Genomic DNA, 25,834 nt, shown 5'->3' on the forward strand with positions numbered 1-25,834 from the left:
GTGTTGCGTCAGCCCAGGCCGACTGGTGGGTTGAAGAGGCTGACGGCCATCAGCACCTCGAACGGGTCGGTGGCCACCCGGCGGTCGACGCGGGCCTCGGCTCCGGTGTCGCTGCGGATCAGCACGGCGGTGTCGGCGGTCTGGCGGACCACGAAGCTGGTCACGGCGTTGAAGAGCGGCGCCACACCGGACAGTCCGATATGGATGGTGTAGGCGCCGTCGGCGGCCGGCTCGGCAGCTATCGGTGGATCGGCGGCAGCCAGCGCGTCGGCGAGTGCCGACAGGTCACCGGGGCCGTCTGGGGAAAGTGTCACCCGCATCCGTCAGCCTCCTCGTACGAAGCGCTTCTGCCATGGTGTCTCGACGGCGTGCTTGTCGTACCTCGCACGGATCCACGCCACCGCCTCGTCCGGCGGCACGCCGTCGAGCACGGCGAGGCAGGCGAGAGCGGTGCCCGTACGCCCGCGACCGCCGCCGCAGGCGATTTCGACACGCTCGCCGGCCGCCCGCTCCCATGCCTCACGCAGCGTGTCACGGGCCTGGCGGCGGTCGCTGGGCAGCCAGAAGTCCGGCCACCGGATCCACCGGCTCGCCCAGCCGACGGCCGGCGGCGGACGCCCCAGCAGGTAGACCCCGAAGGTCGGCGGCGGCCCGGCCGGCATGGGCCGCCGCAGCCCGCGCCCCCGCACGGTGCGCCCGGACGGCAGCTCCACGACGCCCGGCTCACTCGCGTCCCAACCCACCGGACCACCCTACCCACGCCGTTGACCAGGGACCTGGTGTCGCGGCGCGTCGCACGACCCCGCCCACCATGACGCGTCAGGTGTTCCAGATCTGGAAGGTCGAGAGCTGGCCGGCGGGCCAGCCGGTGTTGGCGGTGATGTTCAGGCGGAAGTATCGCTGGGTTGTCGCTGGGAAGGTGATCGTCACCGTCGGGGCGAAGTTGTACGTGGCTGACGCGGCCACCGTCGTCCAGGTGCTGCCGTTGGTGCTGCCCTGGATGGAGAGCGTCTGGTTGCGGGCGCCCCACGACGCGGGCAGTTGGAGCACCACGCGGCTGGCGCTCTGTGCCGAGCCGAGGTCGACCTGCACCCACTGGGGGAAGGCGTTGTTGGCGCTCTCCCAGTAGGTGTTCTGGTCGGCGTCGGTCACATTGGACGGTGCGTAGCTCTGCTGCTGGCTGGATGCGGTGGCCGGCCGGCCCGCCGCCAGGTTGGCGCTCGTGGTGCCGCCACCCGTGCCGGAGAGCGCCACCGTCGTGGGGCTGTTGGTGGCGCTGCTGTTGACCGTGAGCGTGCCCGTGCGGTTGCCCGTGGCGGCTGGCCGGAAGGTCACGTCGAGCGTGCAGGAGGCGCCTGCGGCAAGTGCGGTGCCGCAGTTGTTGGTCTGTGTGAAGTCGCCGGTCACCGAGACGCCGGTGACCGTGGCCGCCGCGCTGCCCGTGTTGGACACGGTCACCGCTTGGGCGGTGCTCGCACCGCCGACCGGCACCGACCCGAAGGTCAGCGACGACGCGCCGGCCGACAGCGTTGCCCCGCCTGGGTTGCCGGCGCCCGGGTACACCTCGAACTCGGAAGCCTGGCCCGCCGGCCAGCCGGTGTTGCCGGTGATGTTCACGCGGACGTACCGGGCGCTCGTGCCCGCCGGGAGCCCGATGCTCACCGTGTTGCCGGTCGCCGGGTTGAGCGTGTGCCCCGCGGACGGGACGACCGTGGTGAACGACGAGCCGTTTGTGCTCGTCTGCACCGAGAGCGTCTGCGTACGGGTGGCCCAGGCCGCGTCCGGCGGGAGTTTCAGCGCGATCCGGCCGACGCCGGTGGCCGCGCCGAGGTCCACCTGCACCCACTGCGGGAAGGAGCCGTTGACACTTTCCCAGTAGGTGGCGGCGTTTCCGTCCGTCACGTTGCCGGGTGCCAGTGACGGGTTCGCCTGGCTGCTCGCGGACGCGGGCTTGCCGGCGGCGATGTTGGTGTTGGAGCCGATACCGCTGCCGGAAAGGGCGACCGTGGCGGGGCTGTTGTTGGCATTGCTTGTCACCGTGACCGAGCCGGTGCGGCTGCCCTCGGCGGTGGGCCGGAACGTCACGTTGACCGTGCAGGAGGCACCCGCCGCGAGCGTGCCGCAGTTGTTGGTCTGTGCGAAATCGCCCGAGGCGGAGACGCCGGAGACGGTCGCGCTGGAGGTGCCGCTGTTGGTGACCGTCACGCTCTGCGCGGCCGTGGTCGAGCCGACCGCCGCCGCGCCGAACGAGAGCGAGCCGGGGTTGGCGTTCAGGACCGGGCCCGGTGCCACGCCCACGCCGGAGAGGCTGGCGGTGGCGGGTGCGGCCGCGTTGGCGACGGTGAGCGTGCCGGTGCGGTTGCCCGCGGCGGTCGGCCGGAAGGTCACGCTTACCGCGCACGACGCGCCCGCCGCGAGCGACGCGCCGCAGTTGTTGGTCTGCGCGAAGTCGCCGGTCACCGACACACCGCTGAGCGACACCGCGGCCGAGCCGTTGTTGCTGACCGAGACGGCCCGCGCGGCGCTGGTCGTGCCGGTGGCCTGGGAGCCGAAGTCGAGCGCGCTCGGCGCGACCGTGAGGCCCGACGAGTCCGGCCAGAAGACCGGCTGCGGCCACTGTCCACACTGGGCGTACGTGGGTCCGTTGATCCACGAGCCGTTGCCACCCGCGTTGACGATCTGGAAGCCGCCGCCGAGGCAGTTGTAGATCGGCGCGTTGGCCTGGCCGATCCGGGTCGCCTGCACGTTGGCGAACGACACCGAACCACCCACCTGCGCCTGGAGCACGAACGTGCCGACGCCGTCGATCGTCGCGTTGCGGATGCTCACGTTGGTGATGCTGGACCCCGAGACGAAGTGGATCGCCTCGTACGGCGCGTTGCGGATGACCAGGTCGTCGACCACCACCGCGCCGGTCATCGCCTGGTCGCGGGCGTCGAACCAGAGCGCGCCGACGCCGAACTGCCAGTTGGGGTCGAGGCTGCCGGACCGGATGATCGTGTTGCGCAGCACGTTGGTGGTGCCGGCGAGCGGCGTCGAGGCGAAGCGGTTGGCCACGTGCATGCCGCCGCCCTGCGAAATGCCGGAGTCGATCACCACGTTGTCGGTCATGCTGTTGTTGCGGCCGCCGTAGATCACCATGCCGTTCGCCCACTGGGTCTGCTCGACGGTGTTGTGGTGGAACGTGTTGCCGGAGTTTTCCACCTGGTCGGACCACATCGCCATCGCGTCGTCACCGGTGTTGCGGAAGTGGCTGTTGGAGACGACGGAGTTGGTCACTCCCTTGTGGAAGTTCATGCCGTCGGCGGTCTGGTCGCGGACCCGCATGCGGTCGAACGTCAGGTTGGTCATCGGACCGTCCATCCACATGCCGACCTTGGTGTGTTCGATCCAGATGTTGTTGATGTTCGAGTTGGAGATCGCCCCGCCGATGCCGTTGACCTGGCAGGCGTCACACCGCTCGATGACCTCGCCGCGGATCTGGAAGTGCGACATGTTGACGTTCGAGCTGCCGCCCTGGTCGATCCAGCGGCCGTAGAAGCCGATGCCCTCGCCGCCCACGATGGAGTGCCACATGCCGGCGCCCCGGATGTTGATGTTGTTGAGCACCAGGTGGCCGGTGACGAGGAAGCGGCCCGCCGGGATCCACACGGTGCCGCCCGGACCGGCGGCCGAGATCGCCGCGTTGAAGGCGGCGGTGGAGTTGACCGCGCCGCTCGGGTCGGCGCCGTGGCTCGTCACCGAGACCGAGCCGGCCGGCTGCGGGAGCGCGCCCGCCACCTGCTCGAACTCCATGAAGTCCACTGTGTACGAGGACGCCGAGCTGTTCGAATCCTTCTGGATGCGCACCTTGGCGCCAGGGTTCATCTGCGGCAGCAGTCGCTGGTACTCGTCGTAGAACCAGTGGTGGTTGCCCTGCGGCGTGTTCGAGAACTGGTAGCCGCCGTAGAGGTGGCTGTACTTGTTCGTCGTCGTGATGTCGGCCTGGCGCGCGCCATCGATGTAGAGCGAGAGCGGCGCGGTGTAGACCGAGCCGGTCGCGGTGTCCGGGATGCTGAGGCGGACCACCATCGAGTTTGCCGTCGACGGGACGGTGAACTCGACGTACTCGCCGGTGGCGTCGAGCGTTACCGCACGGCGGCCGGACGCCTCGGCCTCGAGCGTGTTGTAGGTGTAGCCGGGGCCGATCACGGTGCCGTTGGTCGCCGAGGCCTCGGCCTCGACGTGCACATAGGGCAAGGGGGCGCCGGCACCACCGGCGGCGGAGGCGGGGCCGGCGAGGATGGCGCTCGCGGCGGCGGCGACGAGCACGCCGCTCGCGACCGCGCCGGCGAGGGTGGAAGTCCGGGGACGCATGCGCTGCTCACTTTCGTGGGGGTCGATGAAAGTGGGTGCCGGGCTACCCGGGACCGTAACTCTCTCGACACAACAGCGCAATATCTAGATGGATCTCTGCAACTTCCTAGCGGTCTGCCGCAAGAGTCGTGCGCCTAGGCCAGAGCCAAAGCAGCAGAACAACCGCTAACAGGGCAAACAGTCCCACGATCCGCACCGAGCCGGCGACGCCCGTGGCGTACGCGTCCTGATATGCCGCCATGACCGCCTGCCGCTCGTCCGGCGGCAGCCTTTCGAGCACCGTGGCCGCGGCGTCCGACCCGTTCAACGCGTTGTCGAGCTTCGCGAGGTCGTCTTCGGTGAGACCGGCGGCGATGGCGTCGTCGCGGGCCCGGCTCGTCCCGATCCCCTTGGCCAGCGCCGCGCAGAGCGCCACACCGATCGCGCCGCCGAGCATGCTGCTCATCTTGAACAGGCCGGAGGCGGTGCCGGCGAGCTCGGGCGGCGGCCCGGCGACGGCGGTGTCGGAGATAGGCACCGAAAGCAGGCCCAGGCCGGCGCCGAGCACGAGCAGGCCGACCAGCAGCAGCCAGTACGGCGAGTCGGTGCTCACCAGGCCGGCGAGCAGAGTACCCACACCGAGCAGCACCAGGCCGCACGCGACCGGCAGGCGTGGACCGAGGCGCGCGGCCATCCGCGAGCCGACCGGGTTGAGCGCGAGGATCGTGAGCGTCGAGGGAAAGAGCAGGAGCCCGGCTTCCAGCGCGCTGTACCCGCGCACGGTCTGTAGGTAGAGCGCGAGCAGAAAGCTGAGGCCGGCGAAGACGATGTTCATGACGAGGTTGGCGGTCAGCGCGCCGTCGAAGTCGCGGGCGCGAAACAGCCGGAGGTCGACGAGCGGCTCGCGCACCCGCCGTTCGACGAGCACGAACCCGACGCCCAGGGCGGCGGCGACGACCAGCAGCCCGATGATCAGCGGGTCGTCGAAGCCGGTCGACTGCCCTTCCGTGAACGCGTACAGCAGGCAGAACGCCGCCGCCGCGCTGGCCACCAGGCCCACCACGTCGACGCCGCCGGAGGCGCCCACGTCCCGCGACTCAGGCGTGTACCGGAGGATTACCAGGAACGCGGCCGCGGCGAGCGGCGCGGCGATCCAGAAGAGCGAGCGCCAGCCAAGTGCGCTGGTGAGCGCCCCGCCGACGGCCGGCCCGGCCGCCTGCCCCACCCAGGCGACGGCCATCCACGCGCCGAACGCCTTGGGCTGCTCCTCGCGTGGAAACAGCGGCGGGATCAGGGCCAGCGTGGCCGGCAGGATCATCGCCGCACCGACCCCCATGAGCGCGCGGCCGGCGACGAGCCCGGGCAGGCTGGAGAGAAACGCGGTCAGCAGCGAGAAGCCGCCGAACATCGCGACACCGATCAGCAGCAGGCGGCGGCGCCCGTAGAGGTCGCTCAAGCGGCCCGCGGCGAGCACGAGCGCGCCGCAGGCGAGGCTGAAGGCGTTGTTTGTCCACTGTAGATCGGTAAGCCCGATGGTCAGCTCGGTGGAGATGGTCGGTAGCGCGACAGCCAGTTCCGCGAACGCGAGCCACACGAGACCGGCGGCACCGCAGAGCCCGGCGAGCGCGACCCACCGGTGCGTCACCTGGCTCGTTGTGGAGACGGCCATGAGACCCCTCCCGTCTTCCCGGTTTTCCCAGCATGCCCTGATATACGCAATTAGTCTCACGTTTTGGGGCTCGCTCGAGCGGGGGGCACGACATGACCGGGCAGGCGGCATGAGTGGGTGACGGGCGGCCGAGCGGCGCGGTGTACCTGCGGCTTGTCGGGCTCGGCGCGGCCATCGGCATCCCGGCGGCGTTGGTGGCCGCGCTCTTCCTGACGCTGATCCACGAGCTGGAGCACTGGCTCTGGCCCGACTCGCCGCCCTGGTACCTGGTGCTCGGCCTGCCCACCTGCGGCGCGCTCATCGTTCTCGCCGCCCGCCGGCTGCTGCCCGGCGACGGCGGCCACTCACCGCTCGGCGGCCTGAGCACCACACCGACACCGCCGCGGTACGTGCCCGGCGTCGCACTTGCCGCGCTCGGCACGCTGGGCTTCGGCGCCGTGCTCGGCCCGGAAGCGCCGGTCATCGCCCTCGGCTCGGCGGTCGGCGTGGCGGTCAGCCGCCTCTACCGCGCCGCCGGCGACCAGGGCACGGCGATGCTCTCCAACGCCGGCTCGTTCTCGGCGGTATCCGCACTCTTCGGCGGCCCGATCGTCGCCGGCATGCTGCTCGTGGAGGGCGGCGTCGGGATCGGCGCGGCCCTGCTTCCCGCCCTCCTACCCGGCCTGGTCGCCGCGGCGATCGGCTACCTGATCTTCGTCGGAGTCCGCGACTGGCCAGGCCTCGACGCACCCGGCCTCGCGGTGCCGAACCTGCCCGAGTACACCGGCGTCCACCTCTACGACCTGCTGGTCGCCATCGCGATCGGGCTCGCCGCCGCACTCACCGTCACCGGCGTCCGCGCGGTCGCCACCCGGATCGAACGGCTCGACGCCTGGCCGGTCGTCGTCCTGGGCGGCGCGGCGGTCGGCGCGCTCGCCCTGGCCGGTGACGCGCTCGGTGCCGACTCGCAGGACGTGCTCTTCTCCGGCCAGACCTCGATCGCGACCGTGGTGGAGACGAACTCGACGCGGCTCGTGGTCGTGCTCCTGGTCACGAAGTTCCTCGCGTACGCGGTCAGCCTCGGCTGCGGCTTTCGCGGCGGCCCGATCTTCCCGGCGGTCTTCCTCGGCGTCGCGCTCGCCGCCCTGGCGGTCGTCTGGTTCGACACGTCGCCGACGCTCGCCATCGCGGTCGGCGCCGCCGCCGGGATGGCCGCGCAGACGAAGCTGCTCTTCTCGCCGCTCATCTTTGGCGCGCTGCTCGTTGGCACCGCGGGGACGGACGCTGTGCCCGCCGCCGCGCTCGCGTCCGCCACCGCATGGCTCGCCACCTCCCGACTGGAGAACCTTCAAGAGGGCTTTCGGGGTCAGGGTCGCCGCTCGTCGTGACGTTTCTTCGAGGCAGATTTGCCCACGTCCGCGTCAGCTGCGGACCGTATGCTCCCGCGGGCACCGCTCCCGGCCGGCGGCTCGCAGCGCTCGCCGAAACCCCGACCGTCCACTGCCAGCTCCGCGAAACAAGCCCCCTACCCCAATAGGGGTGAGCGGGACCAGCGGCGGACGGGTAAGGCCGCGGGAGCAGCGGTCTGGACCACGACGGACGCCGCGGTAGCTCAAATCTCTGTCTAAATAAGGGATTCAGGGCCGAAGCCACCACCGGCTCGGAAAGCCTCTCGAACGCTCGAATATCTACTCGTTTCGCGCGGTCTCTGGGCCGGTGATCCGGCGGAGCATCGGCAGGGTCGAGGCGATGATCGCGAGGGAGGCGACGAGGCCGGCCGCGACCGCCGCGTAGTAGCTCGGCCCGGGCGCGCGCAGGTTGTAGTCGAGCTGCGAGGTGAGGAACAGCTGCGCGGCGAGGAAGCCCATCCCGATCGCGAGCACCGCGACGAAGAGCAGCGGCACCGTGCTCTCCAGCGCGACCACCCGGCGCAGCAGCGCGAGCCGCATGCCGGTGAGCCGCAGCAGGCTGAACGGGCGCTTGCGCTCGGTAAGGCCGCCGGCGACGCTGACCGCAAGGCTGCACCCGGCGATCGCCAGGCTGGTGACGATCACGACGTTGGCCAGCTGCTGCCACTGCACCAGCGTGTTTCGAAAGTCGCTCTCGAAGTCGGCGATGGTGTTCGGCAGCCGGTTGCTGTCTGGGAAGGCCGCCTCGAGCATGGTGCGCGACCGCTCGACGGCCGGCGCCGACCCGTCCGTGGCCACGACGACCGACGCAAGTGGCAGTCGCTGGACGCCGGCGGCGTCTACCGGCGCGACCGGCCAGACCGGTGCGTCGTCGGAAGTGTTGCGCGGCCCGACCAGATCCGGCCACACGTAGGCGGCCTGCGCGCCGGGCGCGCACGTGCCGAACTCAGGCGAGCGGGCCAGGTCGGCGCAGGAGATCACGCCGGGATACCAGTCGGGGTCGTCCCGATTCGTACTCCCATCCTGCGGGCTGGCATGGACCAGGTGGACGGCCTCGACGCCGGGAATCGACGCGAGACCAGACGGCACCTCCGATGCGCTCGGCCCGTTACCGTCCTTGGTGTCGAACGGCTGGGTGAGGGCGCTGCTCACCACCGACCCGCTGCGCGCGCCGCCCACCTCGGCCACGATCGTGGACATCACGCCGGTGGCGACGCTGGTGACGAAGAGCGCCAGGACCACCCCGCTGACCGCGCGGAAGCCGGCCTGCGGGTTGTCCGCCAGGCGCCGGCCGGCGATCAGGGCGGCGGCGTGGCGGGCCCGCCCGGCCAGCACCCGCGAACCGACCAGCGTCAGCCACGGTCCGGCGACCACGAGGCCAATCATGATCATCACAAACCCGGACATGTACGCCATCAGCTGGCCGCTTGTCGTGTCCGGGCGCCGGCTGGCGAAGTAGCAGAGCTCGGCGACACCGGCCGCGAGCAGGATCAGCCGCCAGGCCCGCGGCGGGCGCGGCGTGACCCGCCGGGTGACGCCCAGCGGGGAGATCTGCACCCGGCGCAAGGCGAACCGTGCGGCCACGGCCGCGCCCACCGGCACGCCGAGCACGACGAGCACGACGTCGAGCGGCCGGAGCGAGAGGTCGCTGGCGAAGAAACGCTGACCGGTGAACGCGATCGTGGCGAGCGCCGACCGGAAGGCGAAGAACAGGCCGATGCCGGCGATCGTGCCGGCCATCGCCGCCACGGTCGACTCCACCGCCGAGATCACCGAGACCTGGCGGGGCGTCGCGCCGACGAGGCGCATGGCGGCGAAGCGCTGCTCGCGGCGGGCGGCGGCGAGGCGGGTCGCCGTGCCGATAAGGATGAGCACCGGCACGATCAGCGCGCCGGCCACGACCCACAGGACCAGGGTCATGCCGTCGGCGCCGATGCCGATCACGCAGCGGTCGCACGCGCTCGGGTCGGTGGTCATGATGCTGGCCACCCGGTCGGCTCCGGGCACTGTGGACAGCTCGTCGGGCGTGCGGCCGACGACGATCAGCAGCGAGTCGGGCGAGGGCAGGGCGCGGTCGCCGATCGTGCCGATCTCGCGTCCGGGAAACCGGTCGGCCAGCTCCGCCGGCGGGTGGGACCGCAGCAGCTCGCGGAGGGCCGGAGACACGTAGTACTCCCCCGGGCCGGGCAGGCGCGGGATGCCGGGCGGCACCGGCGAGTCCGGGCCGGTGGCCGCGATGTCGAGCCGGCCGATGCTCTGGGTCTGGTAGTAGTCGTCGCGCAGCACCCACCAGCTCGGGTTTGCCGCCTTTGGCCCGGAGGTCTCACCCACGAGGCCGCTGTTGAGCCACGCGTACCGCATGTTTTGCGCGTCCACCGCGTTGATGCCCGCGAGCGCGGTCAGGAGGAGCCCCACCCCGAGCGCCACCGCGGCCGAGATGACGACCAGCCGGACGAGCGCCTCGCGACCCGTGGCCAGCGTGAGGCGCAAGCCGAAGCGGATCATGAGAGCACCCGCTCCGGCCTGAGCGCGGCCACCTTGCCGTCGCGGACCATGATGTGCCGGTCGGCGTACGCCGCGACGCGCGCCTCGTGCGTCACCAGGACGACCGTGGTGCCGTGCTCGCGCGCCGCCCCGACGAGCTGGTCCATCACCTGCTCGCCGGTGAGCGAGTCGAGCGACCCGGTCGGCTCGTCGGCGAAGAGCACCTTGGGGCTCGTGACGAGGCCGCGAGCGAGCGCCACCCGCTGGGCCTGCCCGCCCGACAGCTCACCGGACCGGCGGCGCTCCAGCCCGTCGAGCCCCAGCCGGCCAAACCACGGCCGGGCCTCGCGCAGCGCCGCGTCGCGCCGGGCGCCGCCGAGCAGCAGCGGCAGCGCGACGTTTTCCTCCGCGGTGAGCTCGGGCACGAGCTGGCCGAACTGGAAGACGAACCCGAAGCCGTCGCGGCGCAGCGTGCTCCGCCCAGCCTCGTCCATCGTGTCGACCCGGCGGCCGTCGAAGTGGATCTCTCCGGAGTCGGGCACAAGGATGCCGGCCAGGCAGTGCAGCAACGTCGACTTGCCGGATCCACTCGGACCCATGATCGCCAGGATCTCGCCGGGCGCGACCGCCACCGTGGCCCCGCGCAGCGCCGACGTCTGCCCGAAGGAGCGCACGACGTCGCGTGCCTCGATCATCACCTCGGCTGAAAACGCTTGCTGGGTCCCATTCCGACGAGCTGCACGTGACGTCATGCCTTCACCACCTCGGCGCGGAGGGCGTCGAGTCGGGCCGTCGTGGTGTCTATCCAGCGGAGGTCGGCCTCCAGGTGGAAGAGGCCGTGGTCGGCGAGGAGCGTGTCGACGAGGCTGCCACTGCGCCGGATCTCGGTCAGCTGGCGCATGCGCTCCAGGTGGGCGCCGCGCTGGATGTCGAGGTATTCGTGCGCGGGGCGCCCGAGCATGAGCGCGAGCACCACCTTGGAGAAGAGCACCGACTGTAGGTGTGGCTCGGCCTCGAGTGGCTCGGTCAGCCAGGCGTCGAACTCGGTCGCGCCCGCCTCGGTGATGACGTAGCGCTTGCGCTCCGGCCCGACGCCCGGCTGCACCTCGCTGATCACCACCTTGCCGTCTCGGGCCAGGCGTCCCAGCGTCGCGTACACCTGCCCGAACGGCAGGGGACGGCCGCGACTGAAGTAGGCGTCGTAGTCGCGCTTGAGGTCGTAGCCGTGGCTGGGCTCGCGCTCAAGCAGGCCGAGGAGGGTCAACGGAACGCTCATGGAAGGGAGCGTACCCTGAGCGTATACCTCGCGTATATACCCTCGGCGTATATCTGTCTCAGTTGATGAATTCGGCGGCGAAGCGTTCGACAAGCTCCACGTTCGTCGGGTCGCTGAAGCCGACAATCAGCTCCTGCACGCCCGCGTCCGCGTAGACGGCGATCCGCTCGCGCACGGTCTCGAAGGTGCCGACCAGGCCGTACGAGCCGACGTCGCCCGGGTACGCGAACTCGATGCCCGGCGGCACCTGCGCCCGCGCCGCCTCGTCGGTGTCCGCGATGATGCAGAGCGTCGTCGCGGTGCGGCGGATGCTGTCGTACTCGCGGCCGAGCTCGTCACAGTGCCGGCGCAGGATGGCGTACTTGCGCGCCAGCACCTCCGGCGACTCCAGCATGTTGCAGGCGTCGGCGTACTCGGCGACAAGCCGGAGCGTGACCTTCTCGCCGCCGCCAGCGATCATCAGCGGGATGTGCGGCGCCTGCACCCCCTTGGGCTGGTTGATCGCGCCCCGCACCCGGTAGTGCCGCCCCTCGAAGGTGGCTTCCTTCTCTGTCCACATCGCTCGCATCACCTGGACCGCCTCGCCCAGCTTGCGCAGCCGTTCGCCGGGGGTGCCGAAGTCGTAGCCGTACCCGACGTAGTCCGGCTCGTACCAACCGGAACCGATCCCGAACGAGAGCCGGCCGTGCGAGATGACGTCCACGGTCGAGGCGAGCTTGGCCTGCAACGCGGGGTTGCGGTACCCGTTGCCGGTGACGAGCTGCCCGAGCCGCACCCGGGACGTCTCCCGGGCCAGCGCGGTGACCACCGACCACGCCTCGAAGACGAAGTCCTGCGAGGGCGGGATCGTCACAAGGTGGTCCGGCGCCCACAGCGTCCGATAGCCGAGCGGGTCGGCGGCCCGCGCCACCCGGACCACCGACTCGAACGCCTCGACCGGATCCGTCACATGCGCGAACTCGCGCCCGAATCCGGTCGGCAGAAAGATGCTGAACGAGATCGTCACGATGATCGTCCTTCCTGGGCGTCGCCGCCGAGAGGGCCGTACGGTTCAGGAGTGGTGACCCGGCGGCGGCCGGAAAGGAGTCGCACCGATTCCTCCGGCGCGGGCGGGTGGTCCAAAAACGGGTGGTCAAACCAGCGACGGAAGGGACGGCGATGGGCCTCACGATCGGCTACAAGGCGTCGGCGGAGCAGTTCGGGCCGCGGCAGCTCGTCGAGTACGCCGTGCGCGCGGAAGAGGTCGGCCTGGACAGCGTGCTGGTGTCGGACCACTTCCTGCCCTGGCGGCACGAGGGCGGGCACGCGCCGTTCGCCCTGGCCTGGATGGCCGCTGTCGGCGAGCGCACCAGCCGCGTGAAGATGGGCACGAGCGTGCTCACGCCCACGTTCCGCTACAACCCGGCGGTGATCGCCCAGGCGTTCGCGACGATGGCGCTGCTGTACGACAACCGGGTGATGCTGGGCGTGGGCACCGGTGAGGCGCTCAACGAGATCGCCGTCTCCGGTTTGGACTGGCCTGAGTTCAAGGAACGCTTCGCGCGGCTGCGCGAGGCGGTGCGGCTCATCCGCGACCTGTGGACCAAGGACGAGGTCAGCTTCGACGGCGACTACTACAAGCTCGTCGACGCCGTGATCTACGACCGTCCCGAGCGGCCAGTGCCGATCTACGTCGCGGCCGGCGGCCCGGTCGTCGCGAAGTACGCCGGTCGGTCCGGCGACGGCTTCATCTGCACGTCCGGCAAGGGCATGGACCTGTACACGGAGAAGCTGATGCCCGCGGTGGCCGAGGGCGCGGCGGCGGCCGGGCGCGACGTGGCCCAGATCGACAAGATGATCGAGATCAAGCTGTCGTACGACCGTGACCACGACGCCGCGCTGGAAAACACCCGCTTCTGGGCGCCGCTGTCGCTGACCCCGGAGCAGAAGCACACCGTCGACAGCGCCACGGAGATGGAGCGCCTGGCCGACGAGCTACCCATCGAGCAGGTCGCGAGGCGGTGGATCGTCGCGTCCGATCCGGACGAGGCGCTCGCGCAGATCAAGCCGTACGTGGACGCCGGCCTCAACCACCTGGTCTTTCATGGGCCCGGGCACGACCAGGAGCGCTTCCTGACCCAGTTCGGCGAGGACCTCCTGCCGCGGCTGCGCGCCCTAGGCTGAGGCGCATGGAGATCGATCTGACGCTCCCCGACGGCGGACGGCTGCACGCGTACGACACGGGTGGCGACGACCGGCTCGCCGTCCTGTGGCACCACGGCACACCCAACATCGGCGCGCCGCCCAAGCCGCTCTTCGCGGCCGCCGACCGCCTCGGCATCCGGTGGATCGGGTACGACCGCCCGGGTTACGGCGGATCGCCCCGCACCCCGGGCCGCACGGTCGGCGACGCGGGCACCTGGGCCACGACGGTCGCCGACGCGCTGGGCATCGAGCGGTTCGCGGTGATGGGACACTCCGGGGGCGGCTCACACGCGCTGGCCACCGCCGCCCTGCTGCCCGACCGGGTGCTCGCCGCCGTGAGCGCGGCCGGCCTCGCCCCACCCGACGCCGAAGGGCTCGACTGGTGGGCCGGCATGGGCGACTCCGGTGTCGCCGCGCTCACCGCCGCCCGCGAAGGGCTCGCGGTCAAGGAGGCCTTCGAGGCGTCGGGGGTGGAGTACGACCACCAGTTCACGCCGGCCGACTTCGCCGCGTTCGAGAGTGGCTGGTCGTGGTTCAGCGAGGTGGTCGGTCCGGCCGAGGCGGGCGGGCCGGGCGGGCAGGTCGACGACGACATCGCGTACGTCACGCCGTGGGGCTGTGACCCCGCGCAGATCACCGCGCCGGTGCTCCTCGTCCACGGCGGCCGCGACATCGTGGTGCCGAGCGGGCACGCACAGTGGCTCGCCAAGCGCATCCCGCGGGCCGAGCTGCGCCTCGACCCCGACGGCGCACACATCTCGGTCATGACCTCCGGCGCGGCGGCGCTGGAGTGGATCAGGTCAGCAGCTTCGTGAGCGTCGTGGTGAGCGCGGGCACGTCGACCGGCTCGTCCCGCACCAAGGCGTAGACCAGCACCCCGCACAGGAAGATCGAGGTGGCCCGCGCCGTCGCTGGATCGGTGTGCGCGCCGAGGAGCCGGACCAGCCCTTCGTCCCACTCCTGGGCCAGCGGCCGTAGCTCGGGCCGGCGCGCGGCGGCGACGTAGAGCTCGGTCTCCAGGAGCGCCCGGCTCCGGTCCGCGAGGTACTCCGCGGCGAGGTCGGCCAGCGTCGCCGGCACGTCGTCGCTGGCGTCGAGCAGGGCCGCCCATCCGGCGAGGTCCGCCATCACGCGGTCGGTGAGGTGCCGCAGCGCGGCGGCGGACAGCTCGTCGAGGTCGGTGAAGTAGTACGTGGTCGCGCCCAGCGGCACCCCGGCGCGGGCGGCGACCAGCCGGTGCGTCAGCCCTGCCACGCCCACCTCGGGGATCAGCTCCCCCGCCGCCTCGACGATCTTTCGCCGCCGCCCTTCCGGGTCACGTTTCAATGGGCACCGCCAAGGTTGAGCACGACGACGCCGGCGACCACCAGCCCCGCGCCGATCACCTTTGCCGGCGTGACCGGCTCGCTGAGGAAGAGCGCCCCGATGGTGACGATCAGCGTGGTGCCGAGCCCGGACCAGATCGCGTATCCGACACCGACCTGGAGCCCTTTCTGGATCGCCGTCGACAGCGCGAGGAACGAGACCGCGTAGGCGCTCAGGCTGGCGACGGTCGGCCACAGCCTGGTGAAGCCTTCGGTGCTCTTGAGCAGGCTCGTGCCGAGCACCTCAGCCGCGATGGCCAGCCCGAGAAGTACGTACGCCATGATCGCCCCCATCTAGTACGCCTGTACATGTACAAGCGTACAGAAGAGAAGTCAGGGCGTCTCGGGGTCGGTGACGTCGGCGTACGTGGCGTCGAGCACAGCCAGCGCCGCCTCGGCGTCGAAGGCGACCGCCACGCCGTGCTCCCCCGCGCCGAGCGTGATCTCCCGGCCGCGTACCCGCTCGTCGGCGATGACCGGCCAGCTCGTGGTGGAGCCGAAAGGGGTGATGGTGCCGCGCTCGTATCCGGTCGCCTCCTTGGCCGAGGCGGCGTCCGGCATGGACAGCCGGCTCACGCCGAGCAGCGTGCGCAGCTTGGGCCAGGAGATGACGCGGTCGCCGGGCACGAGCACGAAGAGGAAGTCGTCGCTGCCGCGGCGCACCACGATGGTCTTCACCACGTCGGGGATCTCGACGCCCCGTGCCTCGGCCGCCTCGGGCAGACTGCGCACCGGGCCGTGCCGGAGAATCCGATAGACGACACCTGATCTGTCAAGCGCTTGCAGCGCTGGTGAAGACATGCCCAGGAGACTAGCCGCATGGCTGTCCGAAGCTCTGGTAAAGCGCGCCAGGCACTCCAGCAGCTCATCGGCGGAGGCCGGGTGCCCTACGCGACATTGCTCCGCGCGGGCGACCTGCCCGGTGGTCTCACCATCCCCGATCCCGACGGTGGGCGGCAGTGGCTGTGGTCCGAGCCGCCGCCCGGCGAGGTCGGCGGATACGGCGACCCCGAGACGTACGCACTTTCCGGCGCGCCACCGCAGGTGTGGGCGCCGCCCTACACAGTGGACGGTGCCGACGACGACACGCGCCGCTCGTACGTGCGGCACAGCGTCGACCTCACCATGCGCGGCGGCACCACGTCCGGTGTCGTCTACCCGCTGGCCGTCTGCGAGGTGGCCAGCCGCTTTCGGGTGCGCAACGTGGGCGGCGCCTCGGCCGGCGCGATCGCCGCCGCCGTGACCGCTGCCGCCGAGGTCGGGCGGAGCAGCCGGCTGCCGGCGGAGGCATACGCGCCACTGTCCGAAGAGGACCGCCGCGACGGTCACGTGCGACCGGGCTTCGTGGGCATGTCCGACACGATCGCGTGGCTGGCCGAGGTGTCGCCGGACGACCTCGGCGGCGAGCGTGACGCGTACCGGCTGGCCCAGCTCTTCCGCCCCGGCCCGCGCGACCGGCGGCTCTACACGCTGGTCACCGCGTTCATGCGCAAGCAGGTGTGGGCCGGCGCGCTGGCGCTGCTGCTCGCGTTCGGCAAGTGGTCCAAGCTGATGGTCGCGGTGTTCGCCGCCGCGGGGCTCTACCTCGCGGTCTGGCTGGGCGCGCGGCTGCCCTCGTGGCCGGCGGTCGACCGGCCGGGCGGCGACCACGGCTCGTGGCGATACGCGTGGGCCGCGCTCGACCTCTACCTCTTCTTCGCCAGCGTCGGTGCGCTGCTGGTGCTCGTCCCGACGCTTGCCGGCCGGCGACCAAAACCATCAACACCACAGTGGCTGACCCTGCTGACCAGCGCCTCCAGCCGGCACCACACGGCAGGCCCGTCATGGCGATGGCCGGTGGCCGTCGTGGTCCTCGCCGTCGCCGGGGTCCTCACCTGGCTGCGCTGGTGGGACTGGGTCGCCGGTGCGCTGGCCGGCGCCGCACTGAGCCTCGCGATGGGCGCGGTGGTCGCCACCAGCACCTGGCGGTACTTCGCGCGGGTGGGCCGCCGCCACTTCGGCCTGCTCGCCGGGTCGGCCCCACAGACTTCGCGGCGCCCGTCGGAGCTCGTCGCCGGCGCGGCTCGGCCCACCGTGTCCCGTTCGGTGATCCCCTGGCTGAGCGGCTGCCTCAACGAGGTCGCCGCGCTCGACAAGGGCGAGGTGCTGCGCTTCGGTCACCTGTGGCAGGGGCGGTCGTTCAAGCCGCTGGCGCAGGGCACGGCGGAGATCCACAGGCTGGCTCGGGAGCCCGCCCGGCGGCTCGTCAACCTGGAGCTGATCACGACCGACCTGTCGCGCCAGCGGCCGTACCGCTTTCCGCTCGCCGCGGCCGGCCCGGACGACGCGCTGTACTTCCGGATGGACGACCTCGGCGACGGAGACGACGCGGTCTTCCCGCCGGACGTCATCGAGGCGATGCGCGACCCCGATCCGCAGACCGTGCCACAGACCGACCCCAACGCCGAAGCGGTCACCCTGCACCGGCTGCCCGACCCGTGGAACCTGCCGGTCATCTTCGCCGTACGGCTCAGCCTCGCGCTGCCCGGGCTCTTCAAAGCCATCCGCCTGTACCGGCTGGTGCCCGCCACCGAGATCGGTGACGAGTTCGGCCGGGGTATCCGCAACCGCGAGCAGCACCGTCTCATGTGGCCGGAGGACGGCCGGCCGCGGGCACAGGAGCTGTGGTTTTCCGACGGCGGCATCACGTCGAACTTTCCGGTGCACCTCTTCGACTCGCCGCTGCCGCGGTGGCCCACGTTCGGGCTCAACCTCGGCCAGCACCCGTACCAGTTTCCACACCAGGACGTGTGGCTGCCGCAAGACTGGGAGGACGCGGTGGTGCCCGCGACCGACCTGGGCACCGGGGCGGCGAGGTTCGCCGGGTCCATCTTGGACACGGCCCGCTCCTGGCGCGACTCGATGCAGACCGCGATGCCCGGCTACCGCGGCCGGGTGGCCTGGGTGCGCCAGCGGGCCGACGAGGGCGGCACCAACCTCTACATGCCGCGCGAGATCATCGCCTCGATGGCGCTGCGCGGGGCACTGGCCGGCGCCCGGCTGAGCCGCCGCTTCGGCCACCCGACCCAGTGGGACCGGCATCGCTGGCTGCGCCTGCGCTCGGCACTGGACAACCTGGACGCTCTGCGCGGCTCGGTGCGGGAAAGCGTGCCGTACTACGCCGACATCCTCGCCGGGCGAGACGACTTCCTGCGGCAGGCCGGCGTCGACTACCCGTACGACCCGCCAGGCGGGCAGGAGGCGGTCTGGTTCGAGCCGGGCGACGCCACCTTCTGGCCCGCCGCCGGCGATCTGCTGGACAGCCTCGCCAAGGGCGACGCCGGCGACGTCTTCACGCTGGGGACGCCTCGCCCGCAACCGGATCTGCGCCAGGTACCACCGGAGTAGTGGGCTCCACCACGACCTTGAGGCCGCGGCGGGCGACCGCGGCCTCGAAGGCGTCGGCCGCCGCGTCCAGCGGATAGCGGGCGGTGACCACAGTGGAGACGTCGACGAGGCCACGGCGCACGAGGTCGATGGCGCGCGGGTAGACGTCCTTCATCCGACGCACCATGGCGATCGTCAGGCCCTTGCGGCGGGCCACCGACGCGGGAAACGTCGTGGTGTCGCCGTCCGGGATGCCCACCAGCACCACGCGGGCGCCCGGTCCGGCGGCCAGCATCGCCGCGTCGACGGCCGGGTCGGTGCCGGCGACCTCGAACGCGACGTCGACGTCGAGGCCAGCCGGATCGTCCACAATCGACGCGCCGTACGCCTCGGCCGACTGCCGGCGGTGCGGCAGCGGATCGGCGGCGTAGACGGCCCGCGCGCCCATCAGCTGGACGAGCTGCACGAGCAGCAGCCCGATCGGCCCGCAGCCGAAGACGCCGACGGTCATGCCCAGCCGCAGGTGGCCCAGGTCGAGCGCGTGCAGCGCGACACCGAGCGGCTCGAGCATCGCGCCGTCCGCGTCGGAGAGCGAGTCCGGCAGCGGGTGCAGGCGCGCGGTCGGCCAGGCCAGGTACTCCCGCAGTCCACCGTCGAGCGTGCCGTGGCCGGCGAAGCGGATGGCCGGGCAGAGGTTGGGGTGGCCGCGGCGGCACAGCTCGCAGTGCTCACACGGGATGGCGGGGTCGATCGCCACCCGCTCGCCGTGCCGCGGCCCGCCCTCGATCACGCCGGCCATCTCGTGCCCCACCGCGAGCGGCTGCTTGAGCCGGGCGTCGCCGATGCCGCCCTCGGTGTACCAGTGCAGGTCGGAGCCGCACAGACCCACCGCGGTCACCCGCACCAGGCTCTCCACCGCCGTCGGCTCGGGCGCCGGCTCGTCGACGACCCGGATGTCCTCGACGCCATACAGCCGCGCGACCCGCATCACAGGCCCAGCTTTCGGCGGATCTCCTGCTGCACCGTGTCCGCGTCGGGGCGGGCGTCGACGGTCACCACGAACTCCTTGCGGCGGAAGATGTCGAGCACCGGCTTCGTCTTGTCGTGGTACTCCCGGAGGCGGGCGTCCAGCGCCTCGGGGGTGTCGTCGGGGCGGGTGACGAGCTCGCCACCACACACGTCGCACTTGCCCTCTTCTTCGGGGCGGTCGGCGATGAGGTTGTAGTCCATGCCGCAGCGCGAGCAGAGCCGCCGGTTGAGCACCCGGCGGTGCACCTCGTCGTCGGGCAGATCGAGGTGGATCACGCTGTCGATGTCGTAGCTCTCCAGGAAGAACTCCGCCTGCCGCCCGTTGCGCGGGAAGCCGTCGATGACGAAGCCATAGTTCCAGTCGTGCTGGTGGAGGCGCTCCCGGACCACGGCCTCGACCTGGTCGTCGCCGATCAGCTCGCCCGCGGCCATGGTGCGTCGTACCTGGGCGCCGAGCTTGGTGTGATGCTGCACGTGCCACCGGAAGATGTCACCGACGCTGATATGTACGAGGTCGTACTCCTTGGAGAGCAGAGCGCACTGGGTGCCCTTGCCGCTGCCCTGGACGCCCATCACCACGTACTTGCGCATGAGGTGCACGATCGCACACCCTTGGTCGATGCGACTGCGGCACCCCAGTCTGCTCTTCGTCACCGTCTTGGCCACGGCGGCGTGCACCGGCTCGGACGAGCCGCGCACCCAGGAATCCGCCCCGGCGTCCCCGGCGCCGAGCGTGACCACCGGCCTGACCTGGCAGCGCCTGGCCGCCGCCCCCTCGGCCCGCACCGAGGTCGCGGCCGCGACCAGCGGCACCCGGGTGTACGTGGTGGGCGGTTACCGGGCGGACGGCGGGACGGTCCCGACCGTCGAGGTCTTCGACACGGCGACCGGCAAGTGGGAGGACGCCGCACCGCTGCCGGTCGCCGTCAACCACGCGATGGCGGCGACGGTCGACAACCAGGTGTATGTGTTCGGTGGCTTCGAGGCCAGCGGCGACCCGAGCAAGCACGCGTTCAAGCTCGACGGCGCCACGTGGCGGCCGATCGCGCCGCTGCCGCAGGAGCGGGCCGCCGGCACGGCGGTGGCACAGGGCGGCAAGGTGTACGTGGCGGGTGGCCTCAACGCCGGCGGTCTGGCCCGCCAGATGCTCGTCTACGACCCGGCGGCCGACACCTGGACCAACGCGCCCGGCCCGCCCACGCCCCGCGAGCACCTGGGCGGCGCCGGCTTCGGCGGCAAGGTCTACACCGTCGGCGGGCGCGCCGGCGGCAAGGGCAACTTCACCGCGTTCGAGTCCTTCGACCCGACCACCAACCAGTGGACGGTGCTGCCCGACCTGCCCACCCGCCGGGGTGGCCTCGCCGCGGCGGCGACCTGCTCCGGGCAGGTGGTGGCGGTCGGCGGGGAGGCGGAGGCCACGTTCGAGGAGGCGGAGGCCTTCGACGTGAAGACCGGTACGTGGGCCTCGCTTCCACCGACGCCCACGCCCCGCCACGGCTTGGGCGTCATCGCGATGGGCACGACCGTGTTCACGTTCGCCGGTGGTCCGAAGCCGGGCCTGCACGTCGCCGACTCGACGGAATCGATCGATTTGGCCCCACTTGGCGGCTGTTAGGGCGTGACATAAATCACTTGATAGATCATCCTTGATTACACGCAAGGGGGGTCTACTCAAGGAGGCGCCTCATGGCTGAGGTGACAGATGTTCGCACCTATCAACTCGGGGTCAGCCGCCCGCCGCTGACCGTGACCGACCTGCCGGAGCCCGAGGAGGTCTTCGGCGTCCGGCGTCTCGGACCGCGCGAACTGATCAAGTACGCCATCGGCCCCAGCCTTATCGCGCTGGGCATCTCCATCGGCAGCGGCGAGTGGCTGCTGGGCCCGCAGGCAGTCGGGCAGTACGGCTTCGTCGGTGTCGGCTGGGTCATCCTGGTGTCGGCGCTGCTGCAAACCTTCTACAACGTCGAGTGCTCGCGTTACGTGCTCGCCACCGGCGAGGTGCCGGTCGTGGGCTGGGGGCGGGTGCCACCGGGCTGGTTCCTGTGGGTGCCGATCTCGGTCGCGGTCGTCATCTTCGCGTTCATCGCCGGCGGCTGGGCGGCCAGCGCCGGCCAGGGCCTGTACGCGCTGGTGCACGGCGAGATCGCCCCGTCCGGCGCGGAGGAGCCACGGATCTGGGCGATCGCGCTGCTGGTGCTGGTCTTCCTGATCACGGCCTCGGCCCGCCGGATCAGCCGCGCGCTCGAGCTGGCCAACTGGGTGATGGTCGTGTCCATCCTGGTGGGACTGCTGCTCATCGACCTCTTCGTCGTGCCGTGGGAGCTGTGGTGGGACGGCCTCAAGGGCTTCGTCACACCCGCGGCGCCGCCGGAGGGCATCACGGCCACGCAGCTCGGCGCACTCGCCGGCTTCACCGCGCTCGCGTCGGGTCTCAACTGGTACGTCATGGGCCACTACCGCGACAAGGGCTACGGGATGGGCTACCGCACGGGGTTCATCGCCGGGCTCCGCGGCGAAGGCCGCAAGCTCGAACCGGTCGGCATGACCTTCCCCGAGGACGAGGCCAACACGGCGCGCTGGCGGCGGTGGTACAAGCTGCTGCTCACCGACATGTGGGGCGTCTTCTTCGTCGGGGCCATGCTGGGCATGCTGCTGCCCACGATCCTCATGGCCCACGCGGTCGAGTCCACCGGCGAGCGGCCCACGACGGCGAACGTGCCGACGTTCGTGGCCAGTGCGCTCGACGACGAGTACGGCTCCACGCTCTTCTACATCGCGCTCCTCCTCGGCGTGCTGATCCTCTTCAGCACGCAGCTGGGCATCTTCGAGGCGATGGTGCGGGTCACCACGGACGCCGCGCACGCGACCAGCCCCACCCTGCGCCGGCTGATCGAAGGCGATCCGCGCCGCTTCTACTACCCGTTCATGTTCCTGCTGATGGTGGTCATCTCGGTGATCCTGCACCTGGCGCTGCCGGTCAACCTGGTGCAGTGGTCGGCGAACATCTCCAACCTTGGCGCGCTGATCTTTCCGTTCATGCTGATGTACCTGAACAGCAAGCTCCCCCGCCCGGCCCGCCCGCGGGCGTACCACTACGTGATCCTGGGGCTCAACGTCCTCTTCTTCGGCTTCTTCTTCATCAACTTCGTCGCCGACTTCGTCGGGGATCCGCTGATCACGTTCTGACCCCATCGCCGGGGTCCGTCCCGCAAATGCGGGCGGGCCCCGACGATCCATCGCGGTTCACCACCCACCCCCCGGCATCGGGGTTTGGCAGGCCCGCGCAGCGTCTGGGTCACCCTCAGGCCCAACCACATTTGCTCTGCTTCCCTAGAGGAAGCAGAGCAAAGCATGCCCGGACCGCCCCGCCTGCCTGTGCCAACCCGACAGAGGCGCAAGGGGGTGACCGCAACCAACAGCGGACGGGTGAGGCCGCGGGAGCAACGGTCGGGACCACGACGGACGTCGCGGTAGCTCAAATCTGGAATCTGAGGTTCGAGAAGGCTGGCCTCTTCGGTCAGCCCGTGACGCCGCGCTTCTCCAGGGCACTGCGCAGGGCTCGGAGGGCGTAGTACACACGGGACTTCGCCGTGCCGAGCGGCAGACCGAGCGCCTCTGCCGCCTCGGCCACGGTGCGCCCCTTGAAGTACGTCTCCAGCAGCATCTCCTGGTGTGGCTGGCTGAGCGTCTTGAGCGCGTCGGTCACGGTCATCCGGCGCAGCACATGGTCGCTCTCGTCCGGCTCGGAGACGTTTTCCAGATCTACGCCGTAGGCCTCGGCTGGCCGCGCCCTCTGGCTGCGGTGCTCGTCGATCGCGATGCGGCGGGCCACGGTCACCAACCACGGGCGCAGCGAGACCTGCCCCTGAGCGCCCAGCCGGTGCGCGTTGCGCCAACCGCGCAGGAGCGTCTCCTGCACGATGTCTTCCGCCCGCTGCCGGTCACCCGCGACGAGCTGGAGGACGAACCTCAGCAGCGGCGCCGCGTGCTCCTCGTACAGCTGGCGGACCAGGGCGTCTTCGTTGCCCTCGCCCCGGTGGTGACGTCCCGCGGTCAGCCCCGACGTCATGCGCGGCCGCCCGACGCGAACACGGTCACTGACACCCTCACCTCACGGTCTTCGGCATGACCGGGCCGGGCGCGCCCGACCCCCTGTGTATAGGAGATGCTGCACGCGCGACGCGATAACAGAATTTATCTCGTATCTACTGACGAGTCAGCGGGGGCCGCCGATTCCCTTGTCGAGCCCGGCGCGCCGCAGCGCGTCGGCCATCGCCCCCTGCGGCTGGCGTGCCGGCTGAGCTGGGCGTTTGCCGCTCGGCCTGGCCGGCCGGTCGCGGCGCCCCGGTCCGCCGGCGGCGCCGTTGCCACCGGCCCGCGGGCCTTCGTCGTCGAGGCGCAGGGTCAGTGAGATCCGCTTGCGCGGCACGTCGACCTCGAGCACCTTCACCCGAACGATGTCGCCCGGTTTCACTACGTCACGAGGGTCCTTGACAAATGTCTTCGACATCGCCGATACGTGGACAAGCCCGTCCTGATGCACACCCACGTCTACGAAAGCGCCGAACGCTGCGACGTTGGTCACTACGCCCTCCAGCACCATCCCTGGCTGGAGGTCGGCGAGCGTCTCCACCCCTTCGGCGAAGGTCGCCGTCTTGAACGCCGGCCGCGGGTCACGCCCCGGCTTCTCCAGCTCCTTGAGGATGTCGGTGACGGTCGGCAGGCCGAACTTGTCGTCGACGAAGTCTGTGGGCTTGAGCCCCTTCAGGATCGGCCCGTTACCGATGAGCGAGCGAAGGTCACTCTTCGTGGCGGTCAAGATGCGGCGGACCACCGGGTATGCCTCCGGGTGCACGCTGGACGTGTCGAGCGGGTCGTCGCCGCCCGGGATGCGGAGGAAGCCGGCGCACTGCTCGAACGCCTTCGGCCCCAGGCGCGGCACCTCCTTGAGCGCCTGCCGGCTGCGAAACGGCCCATTGCTGTCACGGTGCATGACGATGCTCGCCGCCAGCCCCTCGCCGATGCCGGAAACCCTGGTCAACAGCGGCGCCGAGGCGGTGTTGACGTCGACACCCACGGCGTTGACGCAGTCTTCGACCACGGCGTCGAGCGAGCGGGAGAGCTTGACCTCCGAGAGATCGTGCTGGTACTGCCCCACGCCGATCGACTTGGGATCGATCTTCACCAGCTCGGCCAGCGGATCCTGGAGGCGGCGGGCGATGGAGACCGCGCCGCGCAGCGAGACGTTGAGGTCGGGCAGCTCCGACGAGGCGTACGCGGACGCCGAGTAGACCGACGCGCCGGCCTCGGAGACCACGATCTTGGTGAGCTTGAGCTCGGGATGGCGCGCGATCAGATCGCCGGCCAGCTTGTCGGTCTCTCGCGAGGCCGTGCCGTTGCCGATCGCGATCAGCTCCACCTTGTGAGCGGCGGCCAGCCTGGCCAGCGTGGCGATCGACTCGTCCCACCGGTGGGCGGGCACGTGCGGGTGGATGGTATCGGTGGCGACGACCTTGCCGGTCGCGTCGACAACCGCCACCTTCACACCGGTGCGGAAGCCGGGGTCGAGCCCCATCGTCGGGCGCGTGCCGGCGGGCGCGGCGAGCAGCAGGTCGCGCAAGTTGGCCGCGAAGACCCGGACCGCTTCCTCCTCGGCCGCCTGCCACAGCCGGCTGCGGATATTGGCATCCAGGTGGATCAGGATCCGGGTGCGCCACGCGGACCGCACGGTGTCGAGCAGCCACCGGTCGGCCGGCCGTCCCTTGTCGGCGATGCCAAAATGGCCCGCGATCCGCGGCTCGTACGAGTTGGGAAGGTCGGGATCCTCCGGCTGCGGCGTGAGGTCGAGCACCTCTTCTTTCTCACCGCGAAACATCGCCAGGATCCGGTGCGACGGCAGCTTGGTGAACGGCTCGGCGAAGTCGAAGTAGTCGGCGAACTTGGCGCCGTCGTCCTGCTTTCCGTCTCGCACCCGCGAAACGAGCTGGCCGCGCGACCACATCTGCTCGCGCAGGGCGCCGATCAGGTCGGCGTCTTCGGCGAACTTCTCCACGAGGATGTGCCGCGCCCCTTCGAGAGCGGCGGCCTTGTCGAGGTCTTCCTTTGTGAACGCCTCCGCCGCCACCAGCGGCTCCTGCGTCGGATCGCTGAGCAGCAACTCGGCCAACGGCTCCAGCCCGGCCTCGCGCGCGATCATCGCCTTCGTGCGCCGCTTTGGCTTGTAGGGCAGGTAGATGTCTTCGAGGCGCGCCTTCGAGTCGGCGGCCATGATCTGCGCCTCGAGCGCCTCGTCGAGCTTGCCCTGGCTGCGGATCGACTCCAGGATCGCGGTGCGCCGCTCCTCCATCTCGCGCAGGTAGCGCAGCCGCTCCTCCAATGTGCGCAGCTGTGCGTCGTCGAGCGCGCCGGTGGCCTCCTTGCGGTAGCGGGCGATGAACGGCACCGTGGCCCCGCCATCCAGCAGGTCGACAGCCGCCGTCACCTGTGTTTCCCGCACGCCGAGCTCGTCGGCGATCCGCTGCGTCGTCGAGATGCGATCCGATGTCACGCTGCGATCCTAGGTGCTCCGCCCCCGCGCTACGACCGACACTGTGTCCGGCGGTTTCGCGTTTTTGTGCCCCCTCGACGCCGGCCTCGACGACCCGCTCCTGGTCAGGGCCTGTCGCCTCGCCCGCCCGTAGCCGCCGACCAGCGCCACGACAATCACGCCGAACGATGGGTGGATCTTGCTGATAGCCAC

At 70.9% G+C, this 25,834-nt stretch carries 21 protein-coding genes; 6 read left to right on the forward strand and 15 right to left on the reverse strand.

Going from position 1 to position 25,834, the window contains the following annotated elements; genetic code table 11:
* Positions 1 to 8 precede the first annotated feature (8 nt).
* From AC5L36_RS00245 to AC5L36_RS00260, 4 genes are all read right to left on the reverse strand, one after another.
* Positions 9 to 320, reverse strand: coding sequence for a hypothetical protein (locus tag AC5L36_RS00245; protein ID WP_441216228.1), 312 nt, complete (start codon positions 318 to 320; stop codon positions 9 to 11).
* Positions 321 to 323: 3 nt separating this feature from the next.
* The gene (locus AC5L36_RS00250) at positions 324 to 743 is read right to left on the reverse strand and encodes a protein-tyrosine phosphatase family protein (protein ID WP_441216226.1); all 420 of its coding nucleotides are present in this window, start codon (positions 741 to 743) and stop codon (positions 324 to 326) included.
* A 76-nt stretch (positions 744 to 819) separates the two neighbouring features.
* Positions 820 to 4,356: a choice-of-anchor D domain-containing protein gene (locus AC5L36_RS00255; protein WP_441216225.1), complete on the reverse strand. Its 3,537-nt coding sequence runs from the start codon at positions 4,354 to 4,356 to the stop codon at positions 820 to 822.
* 106 nt (positions 4,357 to 4,462) lie between these two features.
* The gene (locus AC5L36_RS00260; RefSeq protein ID WP_441216224.1) at positions 4,463 to 6,004 is read right to left on the reverse strand and encodes an MFS transporter; all 1,542 of its coding nucleotides are present in this window, start codon (positions 6,002 to 6,004) and stop codon (positions 4,463 to 4,465) included.
* A 113-nt stretch (positions 6,005 to 6,117) separates the two neighbouring features.
* On the opposite strand from AC5L36_RS00260, the gene AC5L36_RS00265 reads away from it, so the two are divergent.
* Entirely contained in the window at positions 6,118 to 7,371 is a 1,254-nt protein-coding gene (locus AC5L36_RS00265) for a chloride channel protein (protein WP_441216223.1), read from the forward strand.
* 300 nt (positions 7,372 to 7,671) lie between these two features.
* Here the strand turns inward: AC5L36_RS00265 and AC5L36_RS00270 are convergent, their stop codons facing one another.
* Genes AC5L36_RS00270 through AC5L36_RS00285 form a run of 4 tightly spaced genes read right to left on the reverse strand, consistent with a single transcriptional unit; the run spans position 7,672 to position 12,158 of the window.
* Complete coding sequence (locus tag AC5L36_RS00270) at positions 7,672 to 9,897, reverse strand: FtsX-like permease family protein (RefSeq protein ID WP_441216222.1); 2,226 nt, start codon at positions 9,895 to 9,897, stop codon at positions 7,672 to 7,674.
* Positions 9,894 to 10,571, reverse strand: coding sequence for an ABC transporter ATP-binding protein (locus AC5L36_RS00275; RefSeq protein WP_441216221.1), 678 nt, complete (start codon positions 10,569 to 10,571; stop codon positions 9,894 to 9,896). The genes AC5L36_RS00270 and AC5L36_RS00275 overlap by 4 nt, the downstream gene beginning before the upstream one ends.
* Positions 10,572 to 10,624: 53 nt before the next feature.
* The gene (locus AC5L36_RS00280; RefSeq protein WP_441216220.1) at positions 10,625 to 11,152 is read right to left on the reverse strand and encodes a PadR family transcriptional regulator; all 528 of its coding nucleotides are present in this window, start codon (positions 11,150 to 11,152) and stop codon (positions 10,625 to 10,627) included.
* A gap of 58 nt (positions 11,153 to 11,210) precedes the next feature.
* Positions 11,211 to 12,158 carry an LLM class F420-dependent oxidoreductase gene (locus AC5L36_RS00285; RefSeq protein ID WP_441216219.1) on the reverse strand — a complete coding sequence of 316 codons (948 nt, stop codon included), beginning with the start codon at positions 12,156 to 12,158 and terminating at the stop codon, positions 11,211 to 11,213.
* 152 nt (positions 12,159 to 12,310) lie between these two features.
* Here AC5L36_RS00285 and fgd point away from each other — a divergent pair, with 152 nt between their 5' ends.
* On the forward strand, positions 12,311 to 13,315 hold the full coding sequence (gene fgd / locus AC5L36_RS00290; protein ID WP_441216218.1) for a glucose-6-phosphate dehydrogenase (coenzyme-F420): 1,005 nt from the start codon (positions 12,311 to 12,313) through the stop codon (positions 13,313 to 13,315).
* A 5-nt stretch (positions 13,316 to 13,320) separates the two neighbouring features.
* Positions 13,321 to 14,151: an alpha/beta fold hydrolase gene (locus AC5L36_RS00295; RefSeq protein WP_441216217.1), complete on the forward strand. Its 831-nt coding sequence runs from the start codon at positions 13,321 to 13,323 to the stop codon at positions 14,149 to 14,151.
* Here the strand turns inward: AC5L36_RS00295 and AC5L36_RS00300 are convergent.
* Genes AC5L36_RS00300 through AC5L36_RS00310 form a run of 3 tightly spaced genes read right to left on the reverse strand, consistent with a single transcriptional unit; the run spans position 14,132 to position 15,501 of the window.
* Positions 14,132 to 14,662: a TetR/AcrR family transcriptional regulator gene (locus tag AC5L36_RS00300; RefSeq protein ID WP_441216216.1), complete on the reverse strand. Its 531-nt coding sequence runs from the start codon at positions 14,660 to 14,662 to the stop codon at positions 14,132 to 14,134. The genes AC5L36_RS00295 and AC5L36_RS00300 overlap by 20 nt on opposite strands.
* Positions 14,659 to 14,982, reverse strand: coding sequence for a DMT family transporter (locus AC5L36_RS00305; RefSeq protein ID WP_441216215.1), 324 nt, complete (start codon positions 14,980 to 14,982; stop codon positions 14,659 to 14,661). The genes AC5L36_RS00300 and AC5L36_RS00305 overlap by 4 nt, the downstream gene beginning before the upstream one ends.
* Before the next feature lie 51 nt (positions 14,983 to 15,033).
* Positions 15,034 to 15,501 (reverse strand): aminoacyl-tRNA deacylase, encoded by a 468-nt coding sequence (locus tag AC5L36_RS00310; protein WP_441216214.1) that lies wholly within the window; start codon positions 15,499 to 15,501, stop codon positions 15,034 to 15,036.
* An 18-nt stretch (positions 15,502 to 15,519) separates the two neighbouring features.
* Here AC5L36_RS00310 and AC5L36_RS00315 point away from each other — a divergent pair, with 18 nt between their 5' ends.
* Positions 15,520 to 18,087 carry a hypothetical protein gene (locus AC5L36_RS00315; RefSeq protein WP_441216213.1) on the forward strand — a complete coding sequence of 856 codons (2,568 nt, stop codon included), beginning with the start codon at positions 15,520 to 15,522 and terminating at the stop codon, positions 18,085 to 18,087.
* Here AC5L36_RS00315 and AC5L36_RS00320 read toward each other — a convergent pair.
* Both AC5L36_RS00320 and AC5L36_RS00325 read right to left on the reverse strand, forming a co-directional pair.
* Positions 18,032 to 19,054, reverse strand: a complete 1,023-nt coding sequence (locus tag AC5L36_RS00320; RefSeq protein ID WP_441216212.1) for an alcohol dehydrogenase catalytic domain-containing protein — start codon at positions 19,052 to 19,054, stop codon at positions 18,032 to 18,034. The two genes, AC5L36_RS00315 and AC5L36_RS00320, sit on opposite strands and share 56 nt — an antisense overlap.
* The gene (locus tag AC5L36_RS00325) at positions 19,054 to 19,686 is read right to left on the reverse strand and encodes an adenylate kinase family protein (RefSeq protein WP_441216211.1); all 633 of its coding nucleotides are present in this window, start codon (positions 19,684 to 19,686) and stop codon (positions 19,054 to 19,056) included. Before AC5L36_RS00325 ends, AC5L36_RS00320 begins: the two co-directional genes overlap by 1 nt.
* A gap of 28 nt (positions 19,687 to 19,714) precedes the next feature.
* Here AC5L36_RS00325 and AC5L36_RS00330 point away from each other — a divergent pair, with 28 nt between their 5' ends.
* Together AC5L36_RS00330 and AC5L36_RS00335 are read left to right on the forward strand one after the other, a co-directional pair.
* On the forward strand, positions 19,715 to 20,710 hold the full coding sequence (locus AC5L36_RS00330) for a Kelch repeat-containing protein (RefSeq protein ID WP_441216210.1): 996 nt from the start codon (positions 19,715 to 19,717) through the stop codon (positions 20,708 to 20,710).
* Positions 20,711 to 20,781: 71 nt separating this feature from the next.
* Positions 20,782 to 22,281 (forward strand): Nramp family divalent metal transporter, encoded by a 1,500-nt coding sequence (locus tag AC5L36_RS00335; protein WP_441216209.1) that lies wholly within the window; start codon positions 20,782 to 20,784, stop codon positions 22,279 to 22,281.
* Positions 22,282 to 22,612: 331 nt separating this feature from the next.
* Here the strand turns inward: AC5L36_RS00335 and AC5L36_RS00340 are convergent, their stop codons facing one another.
* Complete coding sequence (locus AC5L36_RS00340; RefSeq protein ID WP_441216208.1) at positions 22,613 to 23,164, reverse strand: sigma-70 family RNA polymerase sigma factor; 552 nt, start codon at positions 23,162 to 23,164, stop codon at positions 22,613 to 22,615.
* A 147-nt stretch (positions 23,165 to 23,311) separates the two neighbouring features.
* A complete protein-coding gene (locus tag AC5L36_RS00345) occupies positions 23,312 to 25,642 on the reverse strand; it encodes a Tex family protein (RefSeq protein WP_441216207.1) in 2,331 nt (776 codons plus the stop codon).
* Between the last annotated feature and the right edge of the window lie 192 nt (positions 25,643 to 25,834).

It is taken from the genome of Phytohabitans sp. LZ39, assembly GCF_059359075.1.